At 66.6% G+C, this 26,061-nt stretch carries 35 protein-coding genes and 1 riboswitch; of the genes, 20 read left to right on the top strand and 15 right to left on the bottom strand.

Going from position 1 to position 26,061, the window contains the following annotated elements; all coding sequences use genetic code 11:
- Window positions 1-37 precede the first annotated feature (37 nt).
- Entirely contained in the window at window positions 38-376 is a 339-nt protein-coding gene (locus ACBR40_RS12545; RefSeq protein ID WP_344214001.1) for a VOC family protein, read from the top strand.
- On the opposite strand, the gene ACBR40_RS12550 is transcribed toward ACBR40_RS12545, so the two are convergent.
- Window positions 373-768, bottom strand: a complete 396-nt coding sequence (locus tag ACBR40_RS12550; protein WP_371248754.1) for a cupin domain-containing protein — start codon at window positions 766-768, stop codon at window positions 373-375. The two genes, ACBR40_RS12545 and ACBR40_RS12550, sit on opposite strands and share 4 nt — an antisense overlap.
- Before the next feature lie 52 nt (window positions 769-820).
- Here ACBR40_RS12550 and ACBR40_RS12555 point away from each other — a divergent pair, with 52 nt between their 5' ends.
- The 3 genes from ACBR40_RS12555 to ACBR40_RS12565 are packed head-to-tail and all read left to right on the top strand — an operon-like array spanning window position 821 to window position 2,585.
- Window positions 821-1,825, top strand: coding sequence for a GlxA family transcriptional regulator (locus ACBR40_RS12555; RefSeq protein ID WP_371248755.1), 1,005 nt, complete (start codon window positions 821-823; stop codon window positions 1,823-1,825).
- 32 nt (window positions 1,826-1,857) lie between these two features.
- A complete protein-coding gene (locus ACBR40_RS12560; RefSeq protein WP_329588005.1) occupies window positions 1,858-2,178 on the top strand; it encodes a prevent-host-death protein in 321 nt (106 codons plus the stop codon).
- Entirely contained in the window at window positions 2,175-2,585 is a 411-nt protein-coding gene (locus ACBR40_RS12565; RefSeq protein ID WP_371248756.1) for a type II toxin-antitoxin system VapC family toxin, read from the top strand. Before ACBR40_RS12560 ends, ACBR40_RS12565 begins: the two co-directional genes overlap by 4 nt.
- Here ACBR40_RS12565 and ACBR40_RS12570 read toward each other — a convergent pair.
- Together ACBR40_RS12570 and ACBR40_RS12575 are read right to left on the bottom strand one after the other, a co-directional pair.
- The gene (locus tag ACBR40_RS12570; protein ID WP_371248757.1) at window positions 2,554-3,207 is read right to left on the bottom strand and encodes a GNAT family N-acetyltransferase; all 654 of its coding nucleotides are present in this window, start codon (window positions 3,205-3,207) and stop codon (window positions 2,554-2,556) included. The genes ACBR40_RS12565 and ACBR40_RS12570 overlap by 32 nt on opposite strands.
- Window positions 3,201-3,306, bottom strand: a riboswitch (SAM riboswitch). It overlaps the preceding gene by 7 nt.
- Window positions 3,307-3,342: 36 nt before the next feature.
- A complete protein-coding gene (locus ACBR40_RS12575) occupies window positions 3,343-4,002 on the bottom strand; it encodes a TetR/AcrR family transcriptional regulator (protein WP_371248758.1) in 660 nt (219 codons plus the stop codon).
- 77 nt (window positions 4,003-4,079) lie between these two features.
- Between ACBR40_RS12575 and ACBR40_RS12580 the strand changes: the two genes are divergently transcribed.
- Window positions 4,080-4,553 (top strand): anthrone oxygenase family protein, encoded by a 474-nt coding sequence (locus ACBR40_RS12580; protein WP_371248759.1) that lies wholly within the window; start codon window positions 4,080-4,082, stop codon window positions 4,551-4,553.
- Between the two features lie 10 nt (window positions 4,554-4,563).
- Here the strand turns inward: ACBR40_RS12580 and ACBR40_RS12585 are convergent, their stop codons facing one another.
- From ACBR40_RS12585 to ACBR40_RS12600, 4 genes are all read right to left on the bottom strand, one after another.
- The gene (locus tag ACBR40_RS12585) at window positions 4,564-4,755 is read right to left on the bottom strand and encodes a hypothetical protein (protein ID WP_371248760.1); all 192 of its coding nucleotides are present in this window, start codon (window positions 4,753-4,755) and stop codon (window positions 4,564-4,566) included.
- A gap of 255 nt (window positions 4,756-5,010) precedes the next feature.
- Complete coding sequence (locus tag ACBR40_RS12590) at window positions 5,011-5,913, bottom strand: DUF3626 domain-containing protein (RefSeq protein ID WP_371248761.1); 903 nt, start codon at window positions 5,911-5,913, stop codon at window positions 5,011-5,013.
- A complete protein-coding gene (locus ACBR40_RS12595; protein WP_371248762.1) occupies window positions 5,910-6,380 on the bottom strand; it encodes a hypothetical protein in 471 nt (156 codons plus the stop codon). The genes ACBR40_RS12590 and ACBR40_RS12595 overlap by 4 nt, the downstream gene beginning before the upstream one ends.
- Before the next feature lie 21 nt (window positions 6,381-6,401).
- Window positions 6,402-7,616: a benzoate/H(+) symporter BenE family transporter gene (locus ACBR40_RS12600; protein ID WP_371248987.1), complete on the bottom strand. Its 1,215-nt coding sequence runs from the start codon at window positions 7,614-7,616 to the stop codon at window positions 6,402-6,404.
- A gap of 100 nt (window positions 7,617-7,716) precedes the next feature.
- On the opposite strand from ACBR40_RS12600, the gene ACBR40_RS12605 reads away from it, so the two are divergent.
- From ACBR40_RS12605 to ACBR40_RS12630, 6 genes are all read left to right on the top strand, one after another.
- Complete coding sequence (locus ACBR40_RS12605) at window positions 7,717-8,259, top strand: helix-turn-helix domain-containing protein (RefSeq protein WP_371248763.1); 543 nt, start codon at window positions 7,717-7,719, stop codon at window positions 8,257-8,259.
- Window positions 8,260-8,333: 74 nt separating this feature from the next.
- Window positions 8,334-9,395, top strand: coding sequence for a ThiF family adenylyltransferase (locus ACBR40_RS12610; RefSeq protein ID WP_371248764.1), 1,062 nt, complete (start codon window positions 8,334-8,336; stop codon window positions 9,393-9,395).
- 63 nt (window positions 9,396-9,458) lie between these two features.
- Window positions 9,459-9,581: a hypothetical protein gene (locus ACBR40_RS12615; RefSeq protein WP_364461125.1), complete on the top strand. Its 123-nt coding sequence runs from the start codon at window positions 9,459-9,461 to the stop codon at window positions 9,579-9,581.
- A gap of 50 nt (window positions 9,582-9,631) precedes the next feature.
- On the top strand, window positions 9,632-10,216 hold the full coding sequence (locus ACBR40_RS12620) for a DUF6879 family protein (RefSeq protein ID WP_371248765.1): 585 nt from the start codon (window positions 9,632-9,634) through the stop codon (window positions 10,214-10,216).
- On the top strand, window positions 10,213-11,397 hold the full coding sequence (locus ACBR40_RS12625) for a hypothetical protein (protein WP_371248766.1): 1,185 nt from the start codon (window positions 10,213-10,215) through the stop codon (window positions 11,395-11,397). Before ACBR40_RS12620 ends, ACBR40_RS12625 begins: the two co-directional genes overlap by 4 nt.
- Before the next feature lie 112 nt (window positions 11,398-11,509).
- Window positions 11,510-11,944, top strand: a complete 435-nt coding sequence (locus tag ACBR40_RS12630; RefSeq protein WP_344213975.1) for a hypothetical protein — start codon at window positions 11,510-11,512, stop codon at window positions 11,942-11,944.
- Window positions 11,945-11,977: 33 nt separating this feature from the next.
- On the opposite strand, the gene ACBR40_RS12635 is transcribed toward ACBR40_RS12630, so the two are convergent.
- A complete protein-coding gene (locus ACBR40_RS12635) occupies window positions 11,978-12,301 on the bottom strand; it encodes a hypothetical protein (RefSeq protein WP_371248767.1) in 324 nt (107 codons plus the stop codon).
- 36 nt (window positions 12,302-12,337) lie between these two features.
- Here ACBR40_RS12635 and ACBR40_RS12640 point away from each other — a divergent pair, with 36 nt between their 5' ends.
- On the top strand, window positions 12,338-12,838 hold the full coding sequence (locus ACBR40_RS12640) for an HIT family protein (protein WP_371248768.1): 501 nt from the start codon (window positions 12,338-12,340) through the stop codon (window positions 12,836-12,838).
- A gap of 269 nt (window positions 12,839-13,107) precedes the next feature.
- On the opposite strand, the gene ACBR40_RS12645 is transcribed toward ACBR40_RS12640, so the two are convergent.
- Window positions 13,108-13,515 carry a VOC family protein gene (locus ACBR40_RS12645; RefSeq protein WP_371248769.1) on the bottom strand — a complete coding sequence of 136 codons (408 nt, stop codon included), beginning with the start codon at window positions 13,513-13,515 and terminating at the stop codon, window positions 13,108-13,110.
- Window positions 13,516-13,570: 55 nt separating this feature from the next.
- Here ACBR40_RS12645 and ACBR40_RS12650 point away from each other — a divergent pair, with 55 nt between their 5' ends.
- Window positions 13,571-14,059 (top strand): MarR family winged helix-turn-helix transcriptional regulator, encoded by a 489-nt coding sequence (locus ACBR40_RS12650; protein ID WP_371248770.1) that lies wholly within the window; start codon window positions 13,571-13,573, stop codon window positions 14,057-14,059.
- Window positions 14,060-14,089: 30 nt separating this feature from the next.
- Here the strand turns inward: ACBR40_RS12650 and ACBR40_RS12655 are convergent, their stop codons facing one another.
- Window positions 14,090-14,395, bottom strand: a complete 306-nt coding sequence (locus tag ACBR40_RS12655; protein ID WP_344213965.1) for a hypothetical protein — start codon at window positions 14,393-14,395, stop codon at window positions 14,090-14,092.
- 263 nt (window positions 14,396-14,658) lie between these two features.
- The gene (locus ACBR40_RS12660) at window positions 14,659-15,297 is read right to left on the bottom strand and encodes a TetR/AcrR family transcriptional regulator (RefSeq protein WP_371248771.1); all 639 of its coding nucleotides are present in this window, start codon (window positions 15,295-15,297) and stop codon (window positions 14,659-14,661) included.
- Between the two features lie 62 nt (window positions 15,298-15,359).
- On the opposite strand from ACBR40_RS12660, the gene ACBR40_RS12665 reads away from it, so the two are divergent.
- Complete coding sequence (locus ACBR40_RS12665) at window positions 15,360-16,025, top strand: class I SAM-dependent methyltransferase (protein ID WP_371248772.1); 666 nt, start codon at window positions 15,360-15,362, stop codon at window positions 16,023-16,025.
- A 310-nt stretch (window positions 16,026-16,335) separates the two neighbouring features.
- Here ACBR40_RS12665 and ACBR40_RS12670 read toward each other — a convergent pair whose 3' ends face one another.
- From ACBR40_RS12670 to ACBR40_RS12685, 4 genes are all read right to left on the bottom strand, one after another.
- On the bottom strand, window positions 16,336-17,883 hold the full coding sequence (locus tag ACBR40_RS12670; protein WP_371248773.1) for a pentapeptide repeat-containing protein: 1,548 nt from the start codon (window positions 17,881-17,883) through the stop codon (window positions 16,336-16,338).
- A 488-nt stretch (window positions 17,884-18,371) separates the two neighbouring features.
- Window positions 18,372-19,514, bottom strand: a complete 1,143-nt coding sequence (locus ACBR40_RS12675) for an ImmA/IrrE family metallo-endopeptidase (RefSeq protein ID WP_371248774.1) — start codon at window positions 19,512-19,514, stop codon at window positions 18,372-18,374.
- Window positions 19,507-20,301, bottom strand: a complete 795-nt coding sequence (locus tag ACBR40_RS12680) for a hypothetical protein (RefSeq protein ID WP_371248775.1) — start codon at window positions 20,299-20,301, stop codon at window positions 19,507-19,509. The genes ACBR40_RS12675 and ACBR40_RS12680 overlap by 8 nt, the downstream gene beginning before the upstream one ends.
- 690 nt (window positions 20,302-20,991) lie before the next feature.
- A complete protein-coding gene (locus ACBR40_RS12685) occupies window positions 20,992-21,420 on the bottom strand; it encodes an ATP-binding protein (RefSeq protein WP_371248776.1) in 429 nt (142 codons plus the stop codon).
- A 173-nt stretch (window positions 21,421-21,593) separates the two neighbouring features.
- Between ACBR40_RS12685 and ACBR40_RS12690 the strand changes: the two genes are divergently transcribed.
- The 6 genes from ACBR40_RS12690 (at window position 21,594) to ACBR40_RS12715 (ending at window position 26,044) form a co-directional block, all read left to right on the top strand.
- Window positions 21,594-21,902 (top strand): putative quinol monooxygenase, encoded by a 309-nt coding sequence (locus ACBR40_RS12690; protein WP_020547016.1) that lies wholly within the window; start codon window positions 21,594-21,596, stop codon window positions 21,900-21,902.
- Between the two features lie 2 nt (window positions 21,903-21,904).
- Window positions 21,905-23,101 (top strand): helix-turn-helix domain-containing protein, encoded by a 1,197-nt coding sequence (locus tag ACBR40_RS12695; protein WP_371248988.1) that lies wholly within the window; start codon window positions 21,905-21,907, stop codon window positions 23,099-23,101.
- A gap of 323 nt (window positions 23,102-23,424) precedes the next feature.
- Window positions 23,425-23,754 carry a hypothetical protein gene (locus tag ACBR40_RS12700; protein WP_371248777.1) on the top strand — a complete coding sequence of 110 codons (330 nt, stop codon included), beginning with the start codon at window positions 23,425-23,427 and terminating at the stop codon, window positions 23,752-23,754.
- Window positions 23,747-25,081 carry an FtsK/SpoIIIE domain-containing protein gene (locus ACBR40_RS12705; protein WP_371248778.1) on the top strand — a complete coding sequence of 445 codons (1,335 nt, stop codon included), beginning with the start codon at window positions 23,747-23,749 and terminating at the stop codon, window positions 25,079-25,081. The genes ACBR40_RS12700 and ACBR40_RS12705 overlap by 8 nt, the downstream gene beginning before the upstream one ends.
- Window positions 25,082-25,106: 25 nt before the next feature.
- Window positions 25,107-25,763: a DUF2637 domain-containing protein gene (locus ACBR40_RS12710; protein WP_371248779.1), complete on the top strand. Its 657-nt coding sequence runs from the start codon at window positions 25,107-25,109 to the stop codon at window positions 25,761-25,763.
- 14 nt (window positions 25,764-25,777) lie between these two features.
- The gene (locus tag ACBR40_RS12715; protein WP_371248780.1) at window positions 25,778-26,044 is read left to right on the top strand and encodes a hypothetical protein; all 267 of its coding nucleotides are present in this window, start codon (window positions 25,778-25,780) and stop codon (window positions 26,042-26,044) included.
- The last annotated feature ends 17 nt before the right edge of the window (window positions 26,045-26,061 follow it).

Here is a 26,061-nt window from a genome sequence, read left to right on the forward strand (position 1 = left end):
TCATGAGACGACCGAACTCATGAGGAGGAGCGATCCCGTGGATCTGCACAGCGTGGTGTGCGTACGTGACCGGACAATCTCCCTGAAGTGGTACGAAGCCTTCTTCGGCCGGCCGGCGGACGAGATCATCGGCGAGGAACACCTGTGGCAGACCGGCGAGAACGCCTGGCTCGTCATCGACGACCGGCCCGTGCGGGCGGCCCGCGTCGGCGGCGCCATGATCACGTTCGGCGTGACCGACCTCGACGACATCCTGGCCCGCCTGGCCGCGCACGGCATCGAGCACGAACCGGTGGAGACCTACCCCAACGGGGTGCGCCACGTCGAAATCCTCGACCCCGACGGCAACAGCATGTCGCTCGCGCAACTCCCCTAGGAGCCGAGCGGGTGACCCGTCGTCGCGTCGACGTGATCGGGGATCTCGGCGTGGCGGTCCCCGACCGACGACGTCCCGGTGGGCTCGAACATGAGGATCGCCGCCCCGGCGGGCGCGGACGGCCGGTGCTCCGTGCCGCACGGGACGGTGAACACCGAGCCCGTGGGCAGCCGGACCGTACGCTCCCCGCCGGGCTCGCGCAGCGCGATGTCCAGCTCCCCGTCGAGCACCAGGAAGAACTCGTCGGTGTCGTCGTGGACGTGCCAGACGTGCTCGCCCTCGACCTTCGCGACGCGTACGTCGTAGTCGTTGACCCGCGTGACGATCCGAGGGCTCCACAGGGCGTCGAAGGAGGCCAGGGCCTGGCTGAGTGCGATGGGTTCGAGGTTCACGAGTGCATCCTGACCCACCGGACCCGCCCGGCGTGAGTGCTAGGAATAGCACATGCCGCAAGAATCCTCGCACATCGCCTCGGACGCGCACCGGGTCGTCGTGATCGTGGACGAGAACTCCAACCCCTTCGAGCTGGGCTGCGCGACCGAGGTCTTCGGCCTGCGCCGGCCCGAGCTCGGCCGCGACCTGTACGACTTCCGCCTGTGCTCCCCCGAGCCGCGCACCCTGATGCGGGACGGGTTCTTCACCCTCACGGGCGTCGCCGGCCTGGAGGCGGCCGACGCGGCGGACACCCTGATCGTCCCGAACCGTCCCGACGTCGAGGTGCCCAGAAGAACCGCCGTGCTCGACGCCGTCCGCCGGGCGCACGCGCGTGGCGCCCGCCTGGTCGGCTTCTGCAGCGGCGCCTTCACCCTGGCCGAGGCCGGGGTGCTCGACGGGCGCCGGGCCACCGCGCACTGGCAGTGGGCGGACTCCTTCCGGGCCCGCTTCCCTTCCGTCCGTCTTGAGACGGACGTGCTGTTCGTGGACGACGGCGACATCCTCACCGCCGCGGGCAGCGCGGCCGCGCTCGACCTCGGCCTGCACATCGTCCGCCGCGACCACGGCGCGGAGGTCGCCAACTCGGTGAGCCGGCGGCTGGTCTTCGCCGCCCACCGCGACGGCGGGCAGCGGCAGTTCGTGGAGCGGCCGGTGCCCGAGGTGCCTGACGAGTCCCTGGCGCCCGTACTCGCCTGGGCCCAGGAGCACCTGGACGCGCCGCTCACGGTGTCCGACCTCGCGGCCCGCGCCTCGGTCAGCGCGGCCACCCTGCACCGCCGCTTCCAGGCGCAACTGGGCACCACCCCGCTGGCGTGGCTGACGGGGGAACGCCTCGCCCTGGCCTGCCGGCTGATCGAACGCGGCGAGTCCCGCTTCGAGGCGGTCGCCCGGCACACCGGCCTGGGCACGGCCGCGAACCTTCGCGCGCTGATGCGCCGCAGGATCGGCCTCACCCCCCTGCAGTACCGCCACCGCTTCGGCCCAGGGGCCGGCAGCATGAGTGCTACCAGGTAGCACCGGATGGCACGGGGTCGTAGACTTGGGATGTGAGCACTCCTGAGCCTGACCACTCGCACGAGATCTCTCAACGCGACCTGCGTAATCGTTCGGCGGAGATCATGGACGGCCTGGAACGGGGGGAGCGGTATGCCGTCACCCGTAATGGTCATCACATCGGTGATCTGGTCCCTCTCCGTCGTCGGCGCCGGGCTGTGTCGCGCGCGGAGTTCGCCGCCGTGTCGCGTGGCATGCCGCGGCTGGACGACCGCAAATATCGCGCGGACATGGACCTTCACGTCAATGACGATCTCTACGACCCGTACGATCGCGCGTACGGCCGACGCGAATTCGCCGAGGACGAGGGATGACCCACCCTCTGGGGCTGCTCGACACCAACATCCTCATCCTGCGCGCCGGCATAGATCCCGATGAGCTCCCCGATGAGATGATGATCAGTGCCATCACCACCGCGGAGCTCTCGGTCGGCGTCCTGACGGCGACAGGGCCACAGGAACTCGCCCAGCGCATGAAGATCCTTCAGACCGCCGAAGCCGAATTCGACCCACTCCCCTTCGACGACACCGCAGCTCGCGAGTACGGTCAGCTGTGGACGGCCGTCATCGCCTCAGGACGCAGGCCACGCCCCCGCACCGCGGATCTGATGATCGCCTGTGTCGCGATCGCGAACCGGCTCCCTCTCTACACCTGCAATCCCAAGGACTTCAAGGGGCTTGATCACCTGCTCACCGTGGTCCCGGTGACCCGCCCGCAATAGGCCGGGCCGCCCTCGCCGAGGCCAGCCGGGTCATGAGCGTCCGCCGGACGGCCGGCCAGTCGGACGAGACCACCGCGAACATCGCCGAGTCCCGCAGCATCCCCTCCTCGCCGGGCGCCCACGACATCGACCAGTTGCGAAGGACCCCCTCGAAGCCGATGCCGAGCTGCTCCAGCGCACGTCGGCACCGATGGTTGCGGGCGTCGGTCTTCAGATCGACTCGCGCGACGCCGATGCTCTCGAACGCGTACGCCAGCAGCAGCAGCTTCGCCTCGGCGTTGATCCCGGTGCCCTGCGCCGACGCCGCGAGCCAGGTGAAGCCGATCTCGATCGCCCGCAGGGAGTCCGGCCGGTCCGGCCACGGCCGCGGATCCCAGAACGCGGTGCACCCCACGGCTTTCCCGTCACCTACGCGGATCTGGGCGAACGGCGTCAGCCCGTCCCTGGCCAACTGCGCCGCGACATACCCCCGCATCCCGGGCCCTCGGGGAACCAGCGTGAACCCGTAGGACGCCCTGTCCTCCTCGGCGGCCTCCGCCAGGTCGGCCGCGTGTTCCATCGTCAACGGCTCCAGCCGTACCGAGGAACCGGCGAGCACGGGAACGTCGAGCTGAACGCTCATCAGACCTTCCTCATCGTTCCTGGCGTTGGCACCTTGCCCGAGCTGGGCAGGTTGCCGGACCGTCACAGGGCCAGGCCCCTCAGATCCTCTGGATGATCGTCGAAGACCGATCCTTCCCAACGACCGTCGGCAGCGTCAAGCCTGGAGGAGGGTGGCCGCGAGGATCCCGGCCAGCCATTCCTCGTACTCGGCCTCGCTCCACCCGCAGACCTCGGTCAGCTTCTCGAAGTTCTCCGTCGAGGTGAGGACGTAGATCTGCTCGGCCGCCCTGGCAGGAGTGAGGCCCGGCCGCAGGGCCCCGAGCGCGTGCAGGTGGTGGGCCGGCCCGTGGCTGCCCTTCAGCCGCTCACGTTCGATGTCGGCCAGGACCTCCTGGAGCCCCGCGTCGGACGGGGAGGCGGCGGCGGCCGCGCGCAGGACGCGGTGCACGGGCTGGATGCGCCGGAGGATCCCGGTGGCCATGGCGGCGTACCGGGCGAGCTTGCGTGCGGGGTCGGGTTCGTCGATGATCGCCTGCACCTCGGGGCGGTCGCTCTGCGGCAGGGGCCGGGCGTCGCCGGCCAGCGTGGTGTCGTAGACGAGCTTGGCCAGGGCGGGCTTGCCGCCGGGGGAGGACGTGTACAGCGTCTGGAGCGCCACCCCGGCCTCGCGGGCGACCTCGGCCATGGTCGTGTCCGCGTAGCCCTTTCTGATCATGAGTTCCCGCGCCGCGCCCGCGATCCTCTGCCGCGTGGCCTCGGCCTGCTCCTGCCGCAGAGCGCTGGAGTAGGGACGGCGCTTCTTCCGCTCAGTCATCGCCAGCCATACTCCCAGAACCATATTGACTAGAAGCTCTTCTAATGAAAGCTTCTGGCTATACCCAACTTCCGGAGATGCCGATGTCCGTGGTGCTGACCGCGGCCAGGATGGTCGCGCTGCTGCTGATCGGCCTGTACGCGGGCGGCGTCGTCTTCGTCCTCCTCGCCCCGTCCGTGGCTCGCCTGCCGGGACCTGCCTACGTCCGGTACTGGCAGGCGCTCAACGTCGACTACGGCCGCGCCATGCCGCCGCTGCTGCTGGCCGGCATCGCGGCGCTGATCGTCGCGGCCGCCCTGTCGTGGCCCCGCGGATGGTTCGCCTTCGGCCTCACCGCCGCCGCCCTGATCCTGGTGATCCTCACCGTGGCCCTCACCCTGACGGGCCTGGAGCCCCTCAACCGGCTGGCGGACGCCTGGGACCCCGACCTCCTGCCCGCCGACTGGGAGGAGAGCCGCCGGCGGTGGCTGAACCTGCACCTCGTACGGACCGCGCTCGCGCTCGCGGCGTTCGCCTCCCTGATCACCGTCCAGACCTTCGACCGCACCTGAAGAGCGGCCTTCAGCGCGGGAACTCGTCCGTCCACCCGGTGGTGACGGAGATGTACGAGTTGCTGATCGCCGCACCTCCTTCGGCGGTCAGCAGGATGGTGGCGCGCGTCACCCGGGCGGCCTCAGGATCGACGACCATCTTGACCTCCACCTTCCCGGAGAGCGGGATCACCAGCTCCTGCCCGTCCTCGACAGGCCCCACGTTCCTGACCCCGGGGGTGGTGGCGAGGGCACGCCGCCGCCGCCACCCCACAGGGTCACGTCATCGCCTGCTTCGGCCGCGACACCGCCGTACTCACCATGGCCAGATCGAGCTGACCGCGGCCTGGTCCGGCAGGACCGCGAAGATCTCCGATGCCAGGCTCCCGGCCTCCTCGCCGAGCATGGCACTCAAGCGACCTCATGAAGGACCCGTCACAGCCCGCCGTCGCACCGCTGATCCTCGGGCTCGCCGGGGTCACCGGCCTTCCCGTCGACAAGGACAGCAGGCAGTGGCCGGGTCTGGACTCCCGCCGATCGGGGGCAGAGGCGAGCCGAAGCGCGCCACGCAGTGCCATGCCTTCTTCAGCGCCTGCGCGTCGTAGCGCCCGGTGCGGGCGGCTTCGCCGATGATCCGCGGATCGAGCAGGCCGTCGACCGCGATCTCCGCGCCGAGCGCCACGTACTCCTGGCCCCGGTAGTCAGGGTGGCGCCGCAGATGCTCGACCGTGAGCCGGAAGCCGGGATGCCATTCCACCGGGCACGGAAGCCGGCGGGCCGCGTCCTCTACGGCCGTGCCACGATGGCTGGGATCGAGGACGAGGGCCTCGACGTCCCGGTCGAGCCTGACCGGCCCGTGCACCTGAGCCTCGATGTAGTCGTCCAGAAGGTCGGGGTCGTCGGCCTCGGCCAGCTCGATCAGCGCCATACGGGATGCGACGCCGAACGCCGAAGGCTCGAAGAAGCTGTCCGGGTAGCAGAAGGTGGTCCGGCGAAGAGTGTCGGCCGTCAGCCTGAAGTGGGCGGATCCGAACCTTGGCGCGGCGCCGATGGACCTGCGCCGGAAGTTCAACGCGCCGTAGACGGGGCGCTCCCGCGCGGGCGCGTGGTCGTACGCGCCGCCGAAGATCGTGCTCTCCCACCGCCACCGGTCGCCGCCGGGGTGGGCGGTGAGTCCCCCGTTGCTCGTCCCGGTGACGAACTGCGACAGGTAGACGCCGTCGTCGGCCAGACCAAGCAGGATCTCCCGGTCGCCGACCAGGCGGTCGGGGTGGAAGTTGAGCGTCACACGCGACCGGGGTTCGAGCGGGCCCCCTGACGACAGGGCCTCGACATGGCGGAGTGCTCGCTCCTGCGGCGATGTGACCGGGTCCGCGCTCATCCGCGCAGTCCGTCCCTACGCGGACGCCTTTGACGACGTACCGGAGCAGTTCGCGGGTCGTAACCGGACCATCGCAACAAGACGATGGACAGACCCACGAAGATCGTGAACACGCCGGAGGCGAGGGCCAGGAACGCCATGAACCACTCGCCGTCCGGATCGCCGAGCCCGGAGGGGCGTCCGTCGACCCAGCTCATCGTGGGCCAGGCCTGACTGGCGACGAGCACCCCGAACGCGGCGGTGATCGTACCCAGGGCATAACCAGGGGGACGGGTCCGCCGGCCCGTGGCGGCAAGCACGAAGCCGGCCACCAGCCCGACCGAGACCCCTGCGAACTGGCCCATGTCCAGCGCCATCAGGGCTGCGAGCCGCGCGTGCTCGAACCCTTCACCACGTTGCAGCCACAGGAGCGGCACCGCGATCACACCACCGAGCAGGCCGACCGCCAGTAAACGGAGCATCGCCACCTACGACATGATCGCGGACCACTACGAAGACTGATCGACCGGCATGCGTTCCACCGCGGTTTCGGACGGCGATCGCTGCTGTTCCGACGGTGGTCGCCGGTGCAGCAGGAGTGCGGTCAGGCCGCCCGCGACCAGGCCCCAGAACGCCGCGCCGATGCTCAGGATCGTCATCCCCGACGCCGTGACCACGAAAGTGACCACCGCGGCCTCCCGCCCCTCCGGTTCGGTCACCGCCTGGGCCAGCGACGAGCCGAGCGCCGACAGCAACGCGAGGCCGGCCACCGCGGTGACCAGTACGGGCGGGGACAGCAGCACCAGAGCCATGGCCAAGCCGGCGCCGAGGCCGAGCGCCAACTGCCCGGCGCCGAGGGCCGCCGTCGCGATCCACCGGCGGCCGGGGTCGGGGTGGGTGTCCGGGCCGGCGGTCATCGCCGCGGTGATCGCGGCCAGGTTGACGGCGTGACCGCCGAACGGCGCCGCCGCCGCGCTCGCCAGCCCGGTCGTGACGAGGACCGGCCGCAAGGGCGGCGCGTACCCGTACGTCGCCATGACGGCCATGCCGGGAACGTTCTGCGCGGCCATGGTGACGAGGAACAGCGGGACGGCGATGCTCACCACCACGGACGGGTTCAGCGTCGGGGCGGTCAGCTCGACCGCGGGCCGCAGCGCGGCGCCGGCCAGGCCGTCGCCGGTCCCGTGCACCGCGATGGCGATGACCGCCACCACGAGCGCGCCGGGTACGGCCCACTGCCGCAGGTACCGCTGCAACACCGCCCAGGTCAGGACGACCGGCACGGCCAGCAGCGGGACGTCGACGACGGCACGGACCGGCGCGGTGCACAGGCTGAGGATGACGCCCGCCAGCATGGCGCCGGCGATCGGCCGCGGGATGGCCGCGATCGCCCGGGCCGGCCAGGGCGAAAGGCCGGCCAGGACGATGAGCGCGGCGCAGACGATGAACGCCCCGACCGCGGCCGGAAAACCGCCGGGCACGGGACCGGTCGCCACCAGCAGCGCCGCGCCGGGGGTCGACCAGGCGATGCTGATCGGCATGCGGTAGCGCAGCCCGAGGAAGATCGCCGCCACCCCGACGCCGCAGCAGAGGGCGAGCAGCCCGGAAGCGGCCTGCCCCGGCGTCGCCCCGACGGCACGCAGCCCGGCGAGCACGACGGTGAACGAACTGGCGTAGCCGACCACCGCGCTGACCAGCCCCGCCATGACGGCCTGCAGCCGCATGCCCACCCCCGCCTCCCGGACACCGTTCCGTTTACGGAACGAACTCTAGCCAGGTGGTCACCGCGGGACAAGCCCGGCGACGGAATGCAAGGATTGCCGGATGGACGGCCGTGAGACGGATATCGGGAGCCGGCTGCGGCGACTGAGGGAGGCCCGTGGCATCTCCCTGTCGGCGCTGGCCCGCAGCGCCGGCATCGGCAAGGCCACCCTGTCCGGCCTGGAACTGGGCACCCGCAACCCGACCTTGGAGACGCTCTACGCGGTGGCGGGAGCCTTGGGCGTGCCGCTGACGACCCTGGTCCTGGAGCCCGGCGCGTCGCCGGCGGAGGCCGTCCACGTGCCCGGCGCCGCCGTGACGGCCACCCTGCTGGAGGTGTTCGAGGAGCCGACCGCGACGTTCGAGCTGCTGCGCATGCGCGTCCGCCCCGGCATCGTGCAACACTCGCCGCCCCACGCCCCCGGCGTGACCGAACACGTCACGGTCTACGCGGGCGTGCTGCGCGCCGGCCCGGCCGACGCCCCTCTGGTGGCCGCGCCGGGCGAGCACATCTCCTGGCAGGCCGACGTCCCCCACGTCTACAGCACCGTCGGCCCGGACGAAGCGCTGGCCACCCTCCTGATCCGCTCCCCCCGACAGAACTGAGCAATCGCCTACGTGACCGCGGCCTGAAGCGCTCGATCTTGACGCTGCGACGCGCCGCTGCCGACCATCGGTGAATGCGCCTTCCCCGTGTGAAACCGGAACACGCCCCTTACCGGCTCAGCGACGGCACGATCCGTCTCGGCGGCGCCCTGCACGGGATAGCGTCGGAGATCGCGGATGCCGACGGCTGGGCGTGGGCCGCCCTGATGCTCATGAACGGCACCCGGTCCCCCGCGGAGATCGCCTCCGAGCTCCGCTCCGGCTTCCCCGACCTGACCGCCGAGGACGCCGAAGGCATCGTCGCGACCCTCCTGTCCTCCGGCCACGTGGAGGAGGCCGCCCCCGGCCCGTGCCAGGAGCTGGCCGAGCAGGAGCAGGAACGCTACAGCCGGAGCAGGGACTACTTCCGCTGGGTGGATCTCACCCCGCGCGACCACGGATGGGAACCCCAGCTGCGGATCAAGGACGCTCGCGTGCTGGTGCTCGGCCTGGGCGGGACCGGCAGTCACGCGGCCTGGTCGCTGGCCGCCGCAGGAGTGGGCCGGCTGCACCTGGTGGATCCTGACGTCGTGGAGCTGTCGAATCTCAACCGGCAACTGCTCTACACCGAAGCGGACATCGGCCGGCCCAAGACCGAAGTGGCGCTGGAACGGCTGCGCCAGGTCAACTCCGGTGTCGAGATCACCGTGGAGAAGTCGACGGTGGACAGCCCCGAGCAACTGGCAAGCCTGGTCGGCGGCTTCAACGTCCTGGCGCTGTGCGCCGATCGGCCGCGCGAGCCGTCCGGCATCCAGAGCTGGGCCAATCGCGCGTGCTGGAAGGCGGGGATCCCGTGGGTGAGCGGCGGGTACAACGGTCCCCTCGTCAGCGTGGGCGTCTTCGGCCCCGGGGGACCGTGTTTCGCCTGCGTACGAGCCGGCATACCGCCACAGCCCGGCGCCGACTACGCCTGGCCCGGGGTGACCGGCGCGTCCGCGGGGTTGTCCGGGCACCTGGTCGCGCACGACGTCCTGGCGCTCGTGACCGGGACTCTGGCCACACCGCCGGGCTACTTCCACGGGGTGACGCTGCTGGACCCGGACGGGCACGTGTACGCCCGCCATCCATCGCGACCTGAATGCGAAATCTGTTCTTGATCTGCGGCCGAAGGGATCATACTCTCGCCGTTACCGTTCCCGACCCGATCGGTAAGGAGTGTCATGAGTAACACCCCCTCCCCGGAACCACAGCAGGAGCGGAAGCCGCGTAAGAAAATCATTGTGCGCCGGCTGGAAAAGATCGAGCCCACCACGATGACTCCCAGCCAGGGCAACTCCAACTGATCAACGTGCGGGCAGGGCGACCTGCCCGCACCTGCATCTCGGGAGGCGTGATGAGTGACGTTCTGAGCCGCTTGATCAACGTGCCCGCCAAGGCGATGAACGCGGCCGAATACGGAGCCGACTTCGCCAGAGAGTTCGACCGCGCCGCCGGAGTCGTATGGAAGCTCGAACGCGCCCAGCATTTCGACGAGGGGGATCTGCCCAGCTATCTGGCGATGCTCGACGGAGACTGGGACCGGGCGATGGAGCTGGCGGAACAGATGCGCCCCGGTTTTCGCGCCGACAATCCCGACCGGATGGACTTCCGCCGGATCCGAGTGGTGGAAGAGCCGTTCTCCCCGTACGTCCGCTGGGAGCTCGCGTTGCTTTCCATGCGCGCCGAGGAGGGTGAGAACAGCAGGGTCGTGCCCGTCTCGGCGGTGCACCCGTACGAGGCCGAGGGGCCCGTGCCGGAGCTGGTCCTGTTCAACCCGACCCTGCTGTACGAGGTGCGCTACGACGAGGCCGGAAGGCACACCGGCGCACGCAAGATCACCGACCCGCGTGCCGTCGAGCCCTGCATACCGGTCCTGGCGGATCTCTTCGAGAAGGGCGAGGACCTGCGTACGTACTGCGCCAGGATGAGGGTGGCTTGACGGTCGCCTTCCACCGTCTCGGTGTCCGCCGTGACGGCGACGAGTGGATCGTCGGGCGGGTGGACTCGGGCGACTTCGTGGCCGTACCCGAGGAAGGACTGCTGGCCATCCGCCTGCTGGGGCAGGGGATGAGCGTCGAGCAGGTACGCGCCCGCCTGTGGGAGGAGACCGGCACCGACCTCGATGTGGACGACTTCGTCGCCGACCTGTCGGACGCGGGTCTGGTGGCCGAGGTCGAGGGGCGTCCCGTACCGAGTCCGCCGCCACCGCGACCGACCTTCCCCTGGCTCCAGCCCCGGTACGTGCGCTGGACGTTGCATCCCGCGCTGCACCTGGCCCTGTCGGTGCCGATCGGGGCGGGAATCGCCTGCCTGGCCTTACGCCCCGCGATCTTCCCGGGATGGGAAGCGGCCTTGTGGACCGGCCACGGCGTCGCCGTACTGCTGACCTGGGCGGCGATCGCCTGGCTGACGACGGGGCTCCACGAGCTGGCTCATCTGATCATCGCCAGGGCCGCCGGAGTGCCGGCGCGGATGACCCTTGGCACGCGCCTGCAGTTCCTGGTGGCACAGACCGACGTCTCGGGGATCTGGCTGGCGCCGACACGCGTCCGCGTCACCGTCTACCTGTCCGGCATAGCCGTCGATCTGACGATCTGTGGCCTGGCCCTGACCTGGGCGTACCTCATGGGGCCGAACCCGCTCACCTCCTGGACCATCCTCATCCAGGCAATGCGCCTGGCCAATCAGCTCCTGGTGTTCATGCGTACCGACCTGTACTTCCTGCTGCAGGACGTCACCGGCTGCCGCAACCTGTACGGCGACGGCGCCGCCTACGTGCGCGGCCTCCTGCGCGGCAGGCGGAACACCCTGGCCGCGCTGCCGCCACGCGAGCGGCTCAGCGTGCGCCTCTACGCGATGCTCCAGAGCGTCGGCACCGTCGCCTGCCTCGCGTTCGCGGCGCTGGTCACGCTGCCGCTGGTGATCACCTTGATCGCCCACTCGGTCCGGGACCTGCTGGCGGCGGTGGAGCCGTGGGCGATGGCCGAGGCGGTCGTGGTGCTGGTGCTCGTCATCGTTCCGGACGTGCTCTGGGCCCGCGTGTGGTGGCGCAGGCACGGGCCACGGATCAGACGAGCGACAGCGGCGGTGGCGCGTGGGTTATGGAACGCCCCAACTTGACTCGAACATGCACGAGTTTTTGCCCGGTCTTGTCCAGATGCAGTGATCCACGCCAGAATCAGTTCAGCCTTCAACTACTGGGTTGGAGCGTCACCGCACGGATAGGAGAGGCATGAAGCGCATCATCTCCGTTCTCGTCGCCACCGGCGTCCTCGGCGCCACGCTCACCGGCACCAGTCCCGCATTCGCATCCGCATCCACCTCCGCCGTCGACTGCGCGGCAGGCGGATACACCCGGGTCCACAACAGCTACGTCCCCACCAACATCGAGAGGCCCGCGATCGACGGCCGCAGCTACAACATCGGCGGCCCGCTCGCGTACACGTACGAGATCTGCCTCGACATCCCGGACACCTCGACCTTCACGATCGAGGTGCGGAGCTGGAACAACGGCTCACAGAGCTCGTTCGTGGACGACCGACCCGGGGACAAGATCTTCCGCTACTCGCTCGCCCCCAACAGCTTCTGGCAGGTCTACGGCACGCTGACCGGCCCCGGCAGCACCTACCTCTACTACACCTGGTACGAGAAGCAGATCCCGGCCTGACCCGGAACAGACTGACAAAAGGCCACATCCCGCTTACGAGGGGATGTGGCCTTTGACCTGGAGGATCTCGGCGGCCAATACGACCATGTCCCGCCCATGCGTGTAGTACTTGATCGCATACTGGTCATCAATCACCAAGAGGACTTTCTCGAACGCCGATGTCAGCCGCGTCAGGCGAGAGCGGTGCTGCGCGCTGAGCCGGCCCTCGAGAACACCCGAAGCGAGGCCATAGGCGTCCGCGTCGAGCATCACCATGTCCTGGTCCTCGATGTCGAGGCCGCGGAAGCCCGGCGGGAATGGCATGGCCATGTGCTCACTCATCATGTGCGAGAGCTCGGCGAGCCTCTCTGCCACCATGCGGAAAATCCTCCCAGAGTTCCAGGAAAGGCAGCGATGATCGATCCCATCAAGCGCGTGCCGTTCGACGTGGAAAGTTACATCCGCCGTTCCCGTACGGGACCGTGCTTCATCTGCGCGATCGTCAGCAAAGATCCCGCCCAGCCGGAGGAAATCGTCTACGACGATGGCGAGCACATCGCGTTCCTTGCCCGCTTCGCCTCGCTGCCGGGCTATGTCCTCGTGGCGCCCAAAGCCCACATCGAACACGTCGTCCGAGACCTCACTGAGGACCAGTTCGTCGCGGTGATGCGGCTTGTGCGCCGAGTCGCTCTGGCTTTGGAGGCGAGCGTGCCCTGCGAGCGAACGTACCTGTTGTCCTTGGGTAGCCAGCAGGGCAACGCCCACCTGCACTGGCACGTCGCGGCCCTGCCGCCTGGCGTGCCGTACGAACAGCAGCAGTACCACGCCCTCATGGCAGAGAACGGGATCGTCGAGCACACCCCCCAGGAGGCCGCCGCCTTGGCCACCGCGCTAAGGAATGCCTTGGACGCATAGCCCTTGGGCCCACCGCGTACTACGTCCGCATCATCCCGGGGCCGATTAAATTGGGGAAATGAGTCGGATGCGCCGCGTCGTCGCACTAGTGGTGATCGCGATGGGAGCTGTGGTTGTCGTGTTGTGCGAGCCGGTGACGTTCCTGCTGGAACGGATCCGCTGGCCCAGAGGCCGTGGCCGCCACTCCACAGAAGCGGCTCCTCCATCCTCTCCACCTACGCGGCTTCGGCGCGAAACCGACTCTTAGCCCGCCTGGTTGAGCCCAGTAGTCAGTACGCCTGCAACTCCAGCAGATTGCCCTCCGGATCACGCAGATGCGCCGTACGAAGGCCAGGGCCCCACTCCGGCCGGTCCGTAGGCGGTGCCACGGCCTGACCCCCCTGACGCAGGCAGAACCGGTAGCCGGCGTCCACGTCCGCCACCCGGCTGACGAACATCACCACGTCCTGCACCGCAGGGCCGTGCTCCGGCAGGTCCGCGGTGCCGGCCACCCGGGCCATGGCCTCGCGGTCGAACAGCGTCAGCACCCCCTGCCCGCCGACGTCCCAGTGAGCGTACGGGCCGGCTTCGGTGCCCTGCACCCGCTCGGCGCCGATCAACTCGGGGAGCACGGCGTCATAGACGCGAAAGGCCGCAGCGAAGTCGCCGGCCAGCAAACGAGGGTGGAACCCGTCCATTCCCGCTCCGATCGTAGGTTCGCACCAATGATAGGTGCCAACCTACAATAGATGAGTGACCAAGACACCACCCCGCCTGGCAGCGCTGACCCCCTACCTGCTGTCCAAGACCGGCAAGGCCGTACGCGGCCAGGTCGCCTCCCGGCTCGCCCTGCACGGAGTGCGGATGTGGCACATGGCGATCCTGGACGCCCTGGCCGGCTCCGGGCCGCGCTCACAGCGGGAGCTCGCCGCCGCACTGGCGATCGACCCCAGCGACGTGACCAAGGTGCTCGACGAACTGGTCTCCGCCGGCCACGTCGAACGCACCCGCGACCCGCGAGACCGCCGCCGCATCCACGTCAAGCTCACCCGCGCGGGAGCCGACGCCCTCGCCGACCTGGCCGCCGAAGTGTCAGCGGTCGAGGACGAAGTGCTGGCGCCTCTGGACGCAGCGGAGCGCGCCCAGCTCCACACCCTGCTGACCCGGGTCTTCCACCACCTCGAAGGTGCTGCCGTACGAAATCAAAAAGCCACTTCCCGTTCTACGGAAGTGGCTTTTTAGCTGACGCTTTGCCGACCTGCGGAAACCTGATCAGTCAACGCACATCGCTTCGTGGGTGGACCTGAAGACCCATGTGCCACCACCTGGAGAGGAATAGATCGTCAGCGTGTAATAGGTCCCAGGGGTGCAGTCGTGGCCGACCGCGAGGACGGCCTCCCGGGCCCGCTGTTCGGCCGCCGCCAGCCCGGCCGCGTGGGTGCTGCCCGCCCCCAGAGCGGTGGCGCTGCGGGGAGTGTCATAGCCGTCGGCGTGCGCGGCCACGGGCGCGGTTGCCAGGCCGACCGCCACCACCGCTGGGACGAGGCCCAGCCGGTGGAGCCAAGTGACTTTCTGCATGCTTCTCCTTACAGGGGACGGGCAGTTGATCGATCGAAGTAGATTTAGCGCACGTCGATATCGCGGCGATATTTACCACTTGGACACAAAGATCTGCCGGCCGTTGTCCTCCTGGCGGAACACATGGCGAAGGGCACTCCAGAAAATCGGCTTTCAGGTAATCTCGCCCCATTAAGGCGGTCTCAATGCTCTGACCTGCAGATTGCATTCGCCGAGTCGTTTGAAATTACTGAATTACGCGGAACGCAGGTATCAGGTGATCACTACCCTGGGTCGGCGCATAGCTGGAAGGTCAAAGTGGTGCGGGCCCACTCTTCCCACGTGTCCGCCGACCAGCCGCGGTCGCGGACGAAGATCAGGTAGAGCTCCGGACTGAGCAGGCCGAACAGCAGATCCGCCGCCATCTCGACGGAGAGGCCGGGCCGGACGTCGGGCTTGCCGACCAGGGCTTCGGCCGCCGCGTACTGCACGGTGTAACGCGGGTCGGGCCCATCCGGCCACTGCGCGGCGATCTCGGGGTCGGTGGCCGCAGCGGACGCGATCAGCGGCATGATCGGGGCGACCCGGCCCAGAATCTCGCACGTGCCGCGGACATGTGCGCGCAACTGCCCGGCCGCGGTGGGCTCGGCACACGCGGCTCGAAACCACTCACGATCCATGGTGGCGACGGGCTCGGTGTCCCCGGCGATGGACGTGTCGACGACGTCCTTGAACAGCGTCCGCTTGTTGCGGAAGACGAAGTAGACCGTCTGGACGGCCACACCTGCCCGGTCGGCGACCTCCTGAAGGCTCGTCGCTCCGTAACCCTGTGCGACGAACAACTCGCGAGCCGCCTCGACGACCTTCTCACGGGTACGGCGTGAGCGCTCGGCTCGCTTGTCCGACCGGTTGACTCTCTCCATTGTGCGAGTATAACTTCAGAGTTCATCACTAGAGTCCAACTCTAGCTTCTTTGGAGGAGACGATGGACCAGCTCAATGCCCAGAACCCGGACTCGGACCTGACCTCAACGGAACAGGCCCAGGAGGAGGAGTCCGTACACCGCGCACTGGAGGGCTTTTACCGCGCCGGCAAGCCGCCATGGGACACCGGCGTCACCCCGCCCGAGCTGGTGGCCCTGGTAGAGGGGCAAGGCGCGCTGCCGCCCGGCCGCGCCCTCGAACTCGGCTGCGGCACGGGGACCAACGCCATCTACCTCGCCCGGCACGGCTGGGAGGTGGCGGCCGTCGACCTGATCGACCGCGCCGTCGACCAGGCCAGGCAGAGGGCCGAGGCGGCGGGAGTGACGGTGCGGCTGCTGCACGGAGACGCGACCCGCCTCGACGAGCTGGACGTGCCCGGCCCCTTCGACCTGTTCTTCGACCTGAGCTGCTACTGCGGAATCCCGCTGCACCGCCGCGACGCCTACGCCGCCGGGCTCACCCACCGCGCCGCTCCCGGAGCACGGCTGCTGATGTTCGGGTACGGCCCCGAGCCGCTCGACAACCCGACCACCGAGGTCAAGTCGTGGGCGGCGGGCGTCACAGCCGACGAACTCCGGGCCAGGTTCGCCGGCTGGGAACTCCTCGACGTCACACCGGGCACCAACTCGGTGCCGACCTTCTGGTTCACGCTGCGACGCGTCGCCTAGCGCCAAGGCGGCGCTGAACGCGCCCTACAACTGTGGTAGCCGTATAAAACCGAAAAGGCCCCTCCCCGATCAGGGGAAGTGGCCTTTTGCTGGGAGTGGAGCCTAGGAGATTCGAACTCCTGACATCCTGCTTGCAAACGGGAGCTGGTCACCATCTCAAACCGACACTGCCCAGATCAGAGGGCAGTTCGAGACAGGCAGCATGCGATCGTGTAAGTCTCCGTTGCTGTACTTCCCTGCTGTACAGCAACAAGTACAAGACGAGACATCAGCATCTGCAACTGAACATCCGTCCCCGCTAGGTTCATTTCTATAACAAGTCGTCATCGTACTTGCACCCACGATCCGATGAACAGAAGGGACACAGACCATCCTGTGTCTCCATAGAGCTCAGGCGTTGCACTTCTTCGTCGCGCGCAACGGCCACACAGCTCTCGTAGGGTGCGCTCCAACCCGGCGGCCATATCTGCGAGAAGAGATAGTTGCCATAGTTACGGACGTGACCGAGGTCCATTTTACCCAAACATTGTGCGTCCAAAAATGACACCCCAGCCCTGAAGGTCGCCCTCCTGAATTGCCCATATTCTAAGAACTTACTATTAGAAAAGTTTACACTATCCCCAAAAACTGCTTCCTCGAAGACTGCCGTCCGATCGAACACTACAGAGTCAAAAGACGAGGCATGGTCGAATATTGTACGTCGGAAAGAAATTTCATCGCAACAGTGTGCTCTAGAAAAGTCAGCCAAACCACTAAATTGCGCGCGATGAAAGGTCGCGTCTCCAACGAAGCCACTCCCTTCGAAGTTGCCACCCAACGTAAAGGTACAAGCCGTAAAGTCGGCGCTACCTCCGAAGTTAGCCTGCGAAAAATCTGCGTCATGCTGGAAAGTTACCCCCCTGAGAATAGCGTCGCCCGTGAATCGAGCCCTGCTGAATAGCACTCTCCCCACGACGCCACCCAACAGAGTGAAATCGGTCAAATGTGAACCTCTCAAATCGAGGTCCAGATCACTCCACACCTCACCAGCCGGCAGGTAATCATATCGTTCATTCACTCCGCTTATGCGACGTTGGATGACGCCTTGAGCGAAGGCGCGCACCTCCTGATCAGTTTGGCGGGAGGGATAGCGCAAGTAGTGGCATAAGGTGTTGATGATTTTCTGGCGCATGCTGGGTTCAGCGTCACCAAGCCAATCAAGGGTATCGATTGCAGATCGAGCCGTAATGGCATCAGAATTCTGGATCTTTGCGGATGCCTCAAGATAAAGCTGCTGCGGCAGCGGTTTACCCGAATCCAGCCTAACTAGGCTATCCGACAATCTAGCTAAAACGTCACCGGGGGTCGTGAAGTGAGAGAACTTTGCACTCACCTGAGGGTAGGCGTCGAGATATGCGACAAGCTGGTTGCCATCCCAAAGCGACCAGTCCTTAAGTCTCATTTCCTTGGCATGCCGGCGTAATACTGCCACTACTTGGTCAATACCTCCCTTTCCAGCTCCGCCGGACAGTCGAACATTTGTCGCTATGATTATGTATTCCGGCACTCGCCCTTGAGTCGCTCGTGCACCGTCCGGGTCAGCCCACAGGCCAAGCTCTTTAGAAATTTCCCGAATCAACCATTCGGCATCTTTGAGACCTACTCTTGTGCGCCGAAACTTGCACTGCAGAATGCCGTAACCATTCCAGCCATCAGCGGGGCTGGATGGATAGTTGAGCTGCCCATCGAACGAGGCTTCGCGGCCGCCATCGGGGCCATCGCCGAAGGCTTGGATGCCAGGCCCGAGAACGTGGACCGCTAGGGCGCGACACAGGGCTTCAAAGTCACGCTCACCCATGCTACTCAGATCGTACTTCACGTTACAATAATGCCGTAGATCACTACTGTCGGCCGCTTTTTCAAGTGATCAGCGAATACCAGCGTCAATCATCCGCCCGTAGGATGATTGACACAGCCTTCTACGGGTGCATCAACAGATCAGGAGGGCGTGTCTTGGCACGCAGCCTCTGCCCTGACATGTGTCTGGGCACTGGCTTCGGCGCTAAGCCCACTTGCCAGCGTCATTCGCGCTCGCCGTCTCCTCGCTCGACCGTGATGAGTTGACCTCGCTATGGACGGCGTCAACCCCGAGATACCCGATGGCAAGGCCCGACGAAGGAGGGCCGCGGCAGCCGATCGCCCCGACCAGGTACGGCGAGCACCGAAGTCAGCGATCGTCACGGCGTCATCATCAGCTGCATGATTACAGCAAGGGAGCAGGTACGCAACTGCTTGCCTTGTGGACGAACTTCGTCACAGCACAACAGTTGCGCAACGCCTAATATTGGACATCGATCTCGCTACCGGTCACACGAGTCTCAACACGGGTCGGAGTGGTGCCTGGCCCAGGAACTCCCTAACTTCCGAGACAGGCCAAGCCAAGTCACGCGCCAACTGCTTAATTGTAAGTCCATGTTGTTCGGCAAGCTCATACGCACTTATCAGCAATGTAGGCACCTCTCCAGGAAATCCCGAGATCGGTTGCGGATTTAGCAGCTCCGCAGTACGAAGTTGTTGTACTCGCTGATGCGCTCGCCGAGCGGAAACCTCTGAAACAATACCCAACTCTTTGGATCGGCGTATAAGGCACTCGACCGATACACCCCATACGCGCCCCGCCTCCTCCAGAGCAGGAATGCGCAACCGAGGCGACAGTTCTTGCTCAATTTCATCCGCTGGGACCAGAAGTTCCGCAGCAAACCGATCAGCTTCTCGTTCTTGCTCTGGATCCCCGGGCGCTACCTCTCTATGCAATATCAAGTGCCCCAGTTCGTGTGCCGCCGTAAACCGATGACGATAAATATCATTCGCACGATCTGGCGTGAGAACCACCAGCGGTCGAGGTAGCTTCGATGTGGAAAAGGCATCTACACGAGCGACATCATCATCTGCAAACGAAAATAGCGAAACTACAACTCCATGAAGCTCCATAGTACGTACAAGGTGACGGAACGGACCCTTGGGGATGTCCCATCGTTTGCGCAGTTCGCGAGCCGCTTCTTCGGGCTCTGCGCCATCCGCCCTCTCGTGCGGTGGAGAAGGAAGGTCAACGAAAGGCATTTCGACGCGCAGTTCGAGCGCGTAGGTCAGTTCCCATAGCTGCTCGACCAGGACAACCGCCTTCGCCCTTTCGCCTGCCCTGGTGCTTCGCAAGCTTCTAAAATGAGCCAATGATGCATCAAGGCGCGCATGTGGCCTTCCAACCGCGAAAAACTCCATCGGATACCCGAGGATATCCGCAAGTCGCTGCAAGTGGTCGGGGCGGGGGGAATTTATGCCAGCTTCGTAATAGCCTATGGCGACCGGTGACACTCCAAGCTTTTCCGCGAGTTGTTGTTTCGACATTCCTCGACGGATGCGCGCCTGTGTTAGGCGCGCAGCGTCGAAGATATCAGCCACCATACCAGCAGGTGCTTGCTCGAAAAGCGAGGGCTGACGAGGCTTATTCACTATCTCCGGTCTTTCGGGGAGGGGTCGGAGGTTCTGTTGCCGGAGAACCCTCTAGAGGAGAACGCGGGCGGAGGACAGGGTTCTCTGGCGTGCCAGTATCAAAAGCGGCACGTGATTGAGTGGTGGAAACGAGTTTGCTGCCCTCTTGAGGCGCAATCGCGAACTCCTCGCGAAATGCCCATTCGAGAAGGTCGTCTGTGCGGAGACGCGCATAGCCGAAGAAGCACCGGAGAAGAGCTTCAGGGTTGCTGGCATATGCAAGAACAGCCACCAACTGCTGATTAGCAGCCAACTCGTAGATCTCTTCGCCGTAGGCGTCGAGCTCCGCAAGCTGCTCCGGCGTGAGGTCTGCGAGCACATCCTCTTCTGCTTCGTCCTCTCCCGAGAAGAGAGACGGCTGAATATGAATGAGCTCAAATAGGGATTTCTTTGTCGTAGAGACCGGCTGACCGAACGGTGTCTGGTCGAGGTCTGTTATGCGGTCCTTTGCGTACCGCCACGGAATGAGAGGGACGCCGTTGACCACCGGAAGGTGGTAGCGCCCTCTCCTGGGGCGGTGCGTATCGACGCCGGGAAGGCCCTTGAACTCCTCGACCAGGGCCTTTGGCACGCCTAGCCACATCAACCCGTATGGCTCGGCGCTGCTCAGGCCGAGCGCCCTTTGATTGGCTGCATACCGGTTGTGTGTCGTGGACAACACCGACAGCACGCCGGCTCGGATGCGTAAGCCCACGTCACCGAACACGCTACGCGCCCAGGCAAGCGCTTCCATCTCGTTAGTGGACATGGCCCCCTCGCTTCACTTGACCATGGGAACTGTAGCACTGAACTTAAGTTTCACGCACGAAATCGACATTTGAGGACTCTCGGCCAGGCGAGATGGCTACCGCCGTTTGGCCATGAGGCTGTCCCGCTCCTGCAGGGAGATCCATCCACATGGAGATCAATGCATCATCCTGTGGGCTACTCGAAGACCTCGACGGCGAGCTCACAGAGCGCCGCGCCTGTCCTCAGCATCTACCCCTTCATGCCTTTGCTGGCGTGCGGGCGTGCGGGCGGTGCATGCCCGGACCGGCCGAAGAGCCGCAGTCGGGCATGCAGGCCGACCGCCGCGCCCGCGGACCGCGCAGCGGGCCGCCTTGAAACCGTAGAGAAAGTTCTCATCCAGCGACGATGCCGAGTGGATGATCTTGGTAACTGGCGCTGTTGTCCTACCGTGCTCGGCCCTGCAGTAGTGCCTGCCACACGGCCTGTCCTTCTCGGAGGCGCATGCGTCGGGTCTCGCGGGCCTCCTTAGTGGCGAGGTCTGTGCGGAGCAGGAAGAACTGTCCTCCTGCGGTGCAGAGTTCGTAGATGACCGAGTCGCAGTGGCAGGTCCAGGCGATGATTCGTCGTCGCGAATCCATACGAGCTGCGAACCAGGTCAGTCGCGCGTGGTTCGGCTGCGGCTCCGGCAGGTGGGGCGAGAGGCAGTTGCTCATGCGGACTGGCCGGCGGGGTTGAGAGGGATGAGCGCCCATACCGTGCGTCCGCCGTCGTTGCCGTGGACGCCCCAGCGTGTCGTCAGGCTCTCCACCAGGTGCAGCCCTCGGCCGTTCTGGTCGGTGTTCTCGGCCTGGCGTCGGCACGGGGTGGAGGGGCCGCCTTCGTCGTGGACGGCGAGGATCAGCAGCGTGGTGCCTGCGTGGAGGGTGACGCCGAATCGGCCGCCGGCCTGGCCGCTACGGGTGTGGCGGATGGCGTTGGTGGCCAGTTCGGATGTGACGAGTTCGGCGGTATAGGTCTCGGGGCGGTCGCCGAGGTAGCTGTTGACGAATCGGCGCGCTTCGCTGATCTGGGCCTTGGTGCCGGGGAAGTTGCGACACCACCTGTGGATTTCTTGGCGGCTGTTGAGCGCTGGGTACATCGCCGTTTCCTTGCGTTCATGCAGGTCAACGCCCTGCGATCCGCTATCCGTACTTAAAGTACTGATGCTATACTTCAAGTACAAGCGACTTGATGTACTTGCGCCGCACAATAAGTACTGATCGAGTGAAGACACCGGGATCCCAGACCGTGCCGGCGACTCAGGAGGCGTACATGTTCGGACTCATGGTGCGATTCACCTGCAAGGACGAGGAGAGCGCCGCAGCGTTCGACGCCCTCGTCGGTGAGACAATCGAGGCGATCCGCCGGCACGAGCCGGGAACGATCGTGTACGCCTCGCACCGGGTGGACGGTCAGCCGCTCCAGCGGATCTTCTACGAGCTGTACCGGGACCGCGACGCCTTCGACGCCCACGAGCAGACCGAGCACACCAGGCGCTTCCTGGCGGCCCGGGAAGAGCTGCTGGCCTCGGTAGAGGTCGACTGGCTGGATCTGCTGAGCGGGAAGGGCACGACGTCGTGAGCATGGAGTATCAGCGGGCGCTCGGACGGCGCATCGCCCAGGAACGCAAACGGCGTGGCCTGTCGCAAGCGGAGCTGGCGCGGCTGGTGGATCGGTCGGTGGCTTGGATCTCGCAGGTTGAGCGGGGCGTGCGCAAGGTCGATCGCATGTCCGTGCTGGAGAAGGTCGCCGAGACGCTGGACGTACCGCTGTCGGAGCTGGCCGCTGAGGCGCCGGTGGTGGCGGCCACGACCGAGGAGATGCCGGGGACGGCCGGGCTACGGCTGGTGCTGTCCGGGGCGCACTCGTTGCAGGCCATGTTGCACGCCACGCCGGTGCCGCCGACCGATCAGCTCAAGCCGCGGGTGGATCACGCCTGGGAGCTGACGCATCAGAGCCGCTACGTCGAGCTGACCGAGCTGCTGCGTGGGCTCGTCCCGACGCTGGAGAGTGCGGTACGGTCCGCGCCCGCCGAGCGCCAAGCCGAGCTGTTCGAGCTGCTGGCGGTCACCTATCAGGCGTGTTCGGCGTCGCTGGCGAAACTGGGCGAGCCGGAGGCGGCGTGGATCGCGGCCGATCGGGCCATCAGTGCGGCCGAGCGAGCCGGTAACCCGCTGATGATGGCGGCCGGGGCGTTCCGGCTGGGGTTCGTGTTCCTGGGGGCTCGTCACTTCGATCAGGTGGAGGAGACGGCGCGTACGGCTGCTGAGGCGCTGTGGTTCCTGACCGATCAGGGCAACGTGGAAGCGATGTCGTTGTGGGGCGGCCTGACGTTGCAGCGGGCGGTGGCGGCCTCGCGACTCAATCAGGCCGATGTCGCCTACGAGCACCTGTCGCGAGCCCGTGAGATGGCCTCGCGGGTCGGTGAAGGACGCAACGACTACAACACCGAGTTCGGGCCGGCCAACGTGGCGCTGCATGAGGTGGCCGTAGCCGTGGAGGTCGGTGACGCCGGGCACGCGCTGCGGGTCGGGACCGCGGTGGACGCCTCGACGCTGTCGGCCGAGCGGCGGGCACGGCTCGCGGTGGATCTCGCGCGGGCGCATGCACAGCGTCGCCAGGTGGACGAGGCGGTGGCGCGGCTGTTGGAGGCGGAGGACGTGACGCCCGAGCAGATCCGTAACCATCGGGTAGTGCGGCAGCTCGTCTCCGACCTGGTGTCGATGCAGGATCCGGCGTCGTCGGAGCTACGGGAACTGGCCGAACGAGTGGGGGCGTAGAAAAAGTACGTGTCCACGTACTCTAAGTACTAGCGATTACTCTCAGTATCAGGTAGCGTTCGTGCTGTAGCTGGAACTCTCCGTAGTCGGAGGGTGGCAGCCCAGCACGAACGCTCTTCGCGTTTCAGGGGTGGATCAAGGAGGTCCGCTCACGGAAGGCGGAGAGAAGGCCACACATGAAAGTGGCCTGAGCGGGAGACCCGCCCAGGCCGGATGCGTTAGCACCCTAGTTGGCGCTTCGATGCTATCGCCTCCGAGCTGACGGCACGGCCTCCCTCGTCCTGAAACGCCTGATCAACAGGCTGACGAGAGGTGTATTCGCCATGCGTACCGTCCCCATCCCCGTGGACGTCAGCAAGCTCAGCATCACCTGCGTGAAGGCCCCTCGCCCTCGCGTGCTCAACAAGGACACCGGCGAGATCAAGACCGACAAGAACGGCAACACCGTCTACGAGGTCACCGTGTCCGTCGAGGACGAGTTCGGCCGGATCGAGCTCGTCAAGATCGGCATCACCGGAGAGCCGCCCATCAAGGCCGGCGACGCCGTCAACGCGGTCGGCCTGCTCGGCTACGTCTGGGAGATCGCCGGCCGGTGGGGCATCTCCTACCGCGCGACCGCCCTGCTTCCGATGCAGGAGGCCGCCGATGTCTGACCAGCTCTACCCGCTGCTCGGAGTCCTGGCCGCTCTCACGGCCGGGCTCTGGGCCTGGCGCCGCTTCCACTACCCGTCCTTCTGGCTCGCCATCGGCTTCCCGATCGCCGCCATCACCATCCGGGCGACCTGGCGCAAGGTCGCCCTCGGCTGCGGACTGACCAAGAAGCGGCAGCGCTTCTGGTTCACCACCGTTCCCGGCCTGGTCGCCTCGACCGGCGTCGTCCGGGTGCGGCGCAAGTGGCAGCGCATCGCTGTGGACACCAAGCCGTTCATGTGGCTGCCGCTGCCGACCCGCCACGGCTGGCGCGTCACCCTGCACACCCTGGAAGGACAGATTCCCGCCGACTACGCCGAGGTCGCCGAACGGCTCGCGCACTCCTGGGGCGTACACGCCGTGCGCGTCTCCTCCGACAAGCCCGGACGGGTACGACTGGCTGCCACCGTCCATGACCCCTTGGTCAAGATCGATGAACTGCCACCGTCCACCGAGCTGCTCAAGGTCACCGTGGGCCGTCTGGAGACCGGCACGCCGTGGGTGATCGACTTCCGCACCGTGCCGCACTGGCTGAACGCCGGAGCGACGCAGTCCGGGAAGTCCAACCTGGCCAACGCACTCATCGTCGGCCTCGCCCCGCAACCGGTCGCCCTGGTCGGCTTCGACCTCAAGGGCGGCGTGGAGTTCACTCCGTACGCGGCCCGGCTGTCCGCGCTGGCCACCTCCCGCGCCGAGTGCGGCGGGCTGCTGGAGGACCTGGTAGCGCTCATGACCGACCGGATGGGCGTGTGCCGGATGGCCGGCGCCCGCAACATCTGGCAACTCCCGCCCACCATGCGGCCGGTGCCCATCGTGGTCCTGGTGGACGAGCTGGCCGAGCTGTACCTGATGGCCGACAAGTCAGAGAAGGACGAAATTGCCAAGACCTCGACCGCACTGCTGCGGGTCGCCCAGCTCGGTCGGGCGTTCGGTATCTACCTGTTCTGCTGCGGCCAGCGCATCGGCTCCGACCTCGGTCCCGGTGTGACCGCGCTCCGGGCGCAGTGCTCGGGCCGGATCTGCCACCGGGTCAACGATCCAGAGACCGCCACCATGACCCTCGGCGACCTCGACCCCGCCGCGCTCGACTCGGCTCGCACTATCGCCGCCGAGACACCCGGCGTCGCCATCGTCGCCAGCCAGGACGGTCAGTGGTACCGCGCCCGCTCCTTCTACGTCACCGAGCAAACCGCCGAGCACGCCGCCCGCACCTACGCGCACCTTGCGCCGCCTTGGTCCGAGGTGATGACCGTCCAACCCATCGAGACGCCCGACCAGCAAACCGCCTGAACCGGTACTCCGAGGAGGAACTGAGATGCGCCGCATCACCGCCTGGCTCCTCGACACCGGCTCTGTCCTCGTCCTGGCACTCATCGCGGGTGCAGGCTCGTTCACCCACATCCGCGACACCGCCAGCGAACACGGACAGACCGGCTGGATGTCCTGGGCCATCGCCATCTGCATCGACCTGACCTGCGTCATGGCCGCCCGCGAACGCCAACGCGACAAGAAGACCGGCCGAACCCGGCGCGGCCCGATCTCCTGGCCCGTCCTCGTCCTGACCGGCGGCATCGTCCTGTCCCTGGCCGCCAACCTCGCCCAAGCCACACCAACCGTCTGGGGCTGGATCACCGCCGCCACCCCGGCCGGAGCCTTCCTCGTCGCCGTCTCCATGCTCGAACGCCGCGCCACGACCACCAGCGCCGAGACACCACAGGACGTCCCGCAGACGTCCTCGCCCTCCGCGCAGACGTCCTCAGCCGTCTCCGCAGGGTCCCGCGACGTCCCGGCCCGCCACGACAGCCCGACACCAGCCCCGGCCCTCGTCGACTACGCCCGCCGCATCGCCGACGAGCACCGCGCCAAGCACGGCGAACCGATCTCGGCAGACCTCATCCGTGCCCGCCTGGGTGTCTCCGAGCAACTCGCCACGGATCTCCTCCACGTCCTGCAACCCGTCCAAGCTCACTGAGAGGAACGCCGTCGATGTCCGCTCTTCACTCGCGGCCCGCGTTCATCGCCGGGCTACACGCCCTGGCCGAACTGCTGGAAACCCGTCCCGACGTCCCGATCCCACGAAGCACCGTCATTCATCACGTCGTACCCGATGCCCAAGACGCCAATATGCCGACGACCGCGGACACGACGCCCCTCATCCACTACCGCTGCTGCACCTGCAACGGCACCGGCCTCTACGACGACCAGACCTGCGCCGACTGCCACGGCACCGGCATCGACAACCACGGCGCATAGCCGTAGCGCCCCCCGCC

This window comes from Nonomuraea sp. AD125B, assembly GCF_041402765.1.
Lineage (GTDB): Bacteria > Actinomycetota > Actinomycetes > Streptosporangiales > Streptosporangiaceae > Nonomuraea > Nonomuraea bangladeshensis.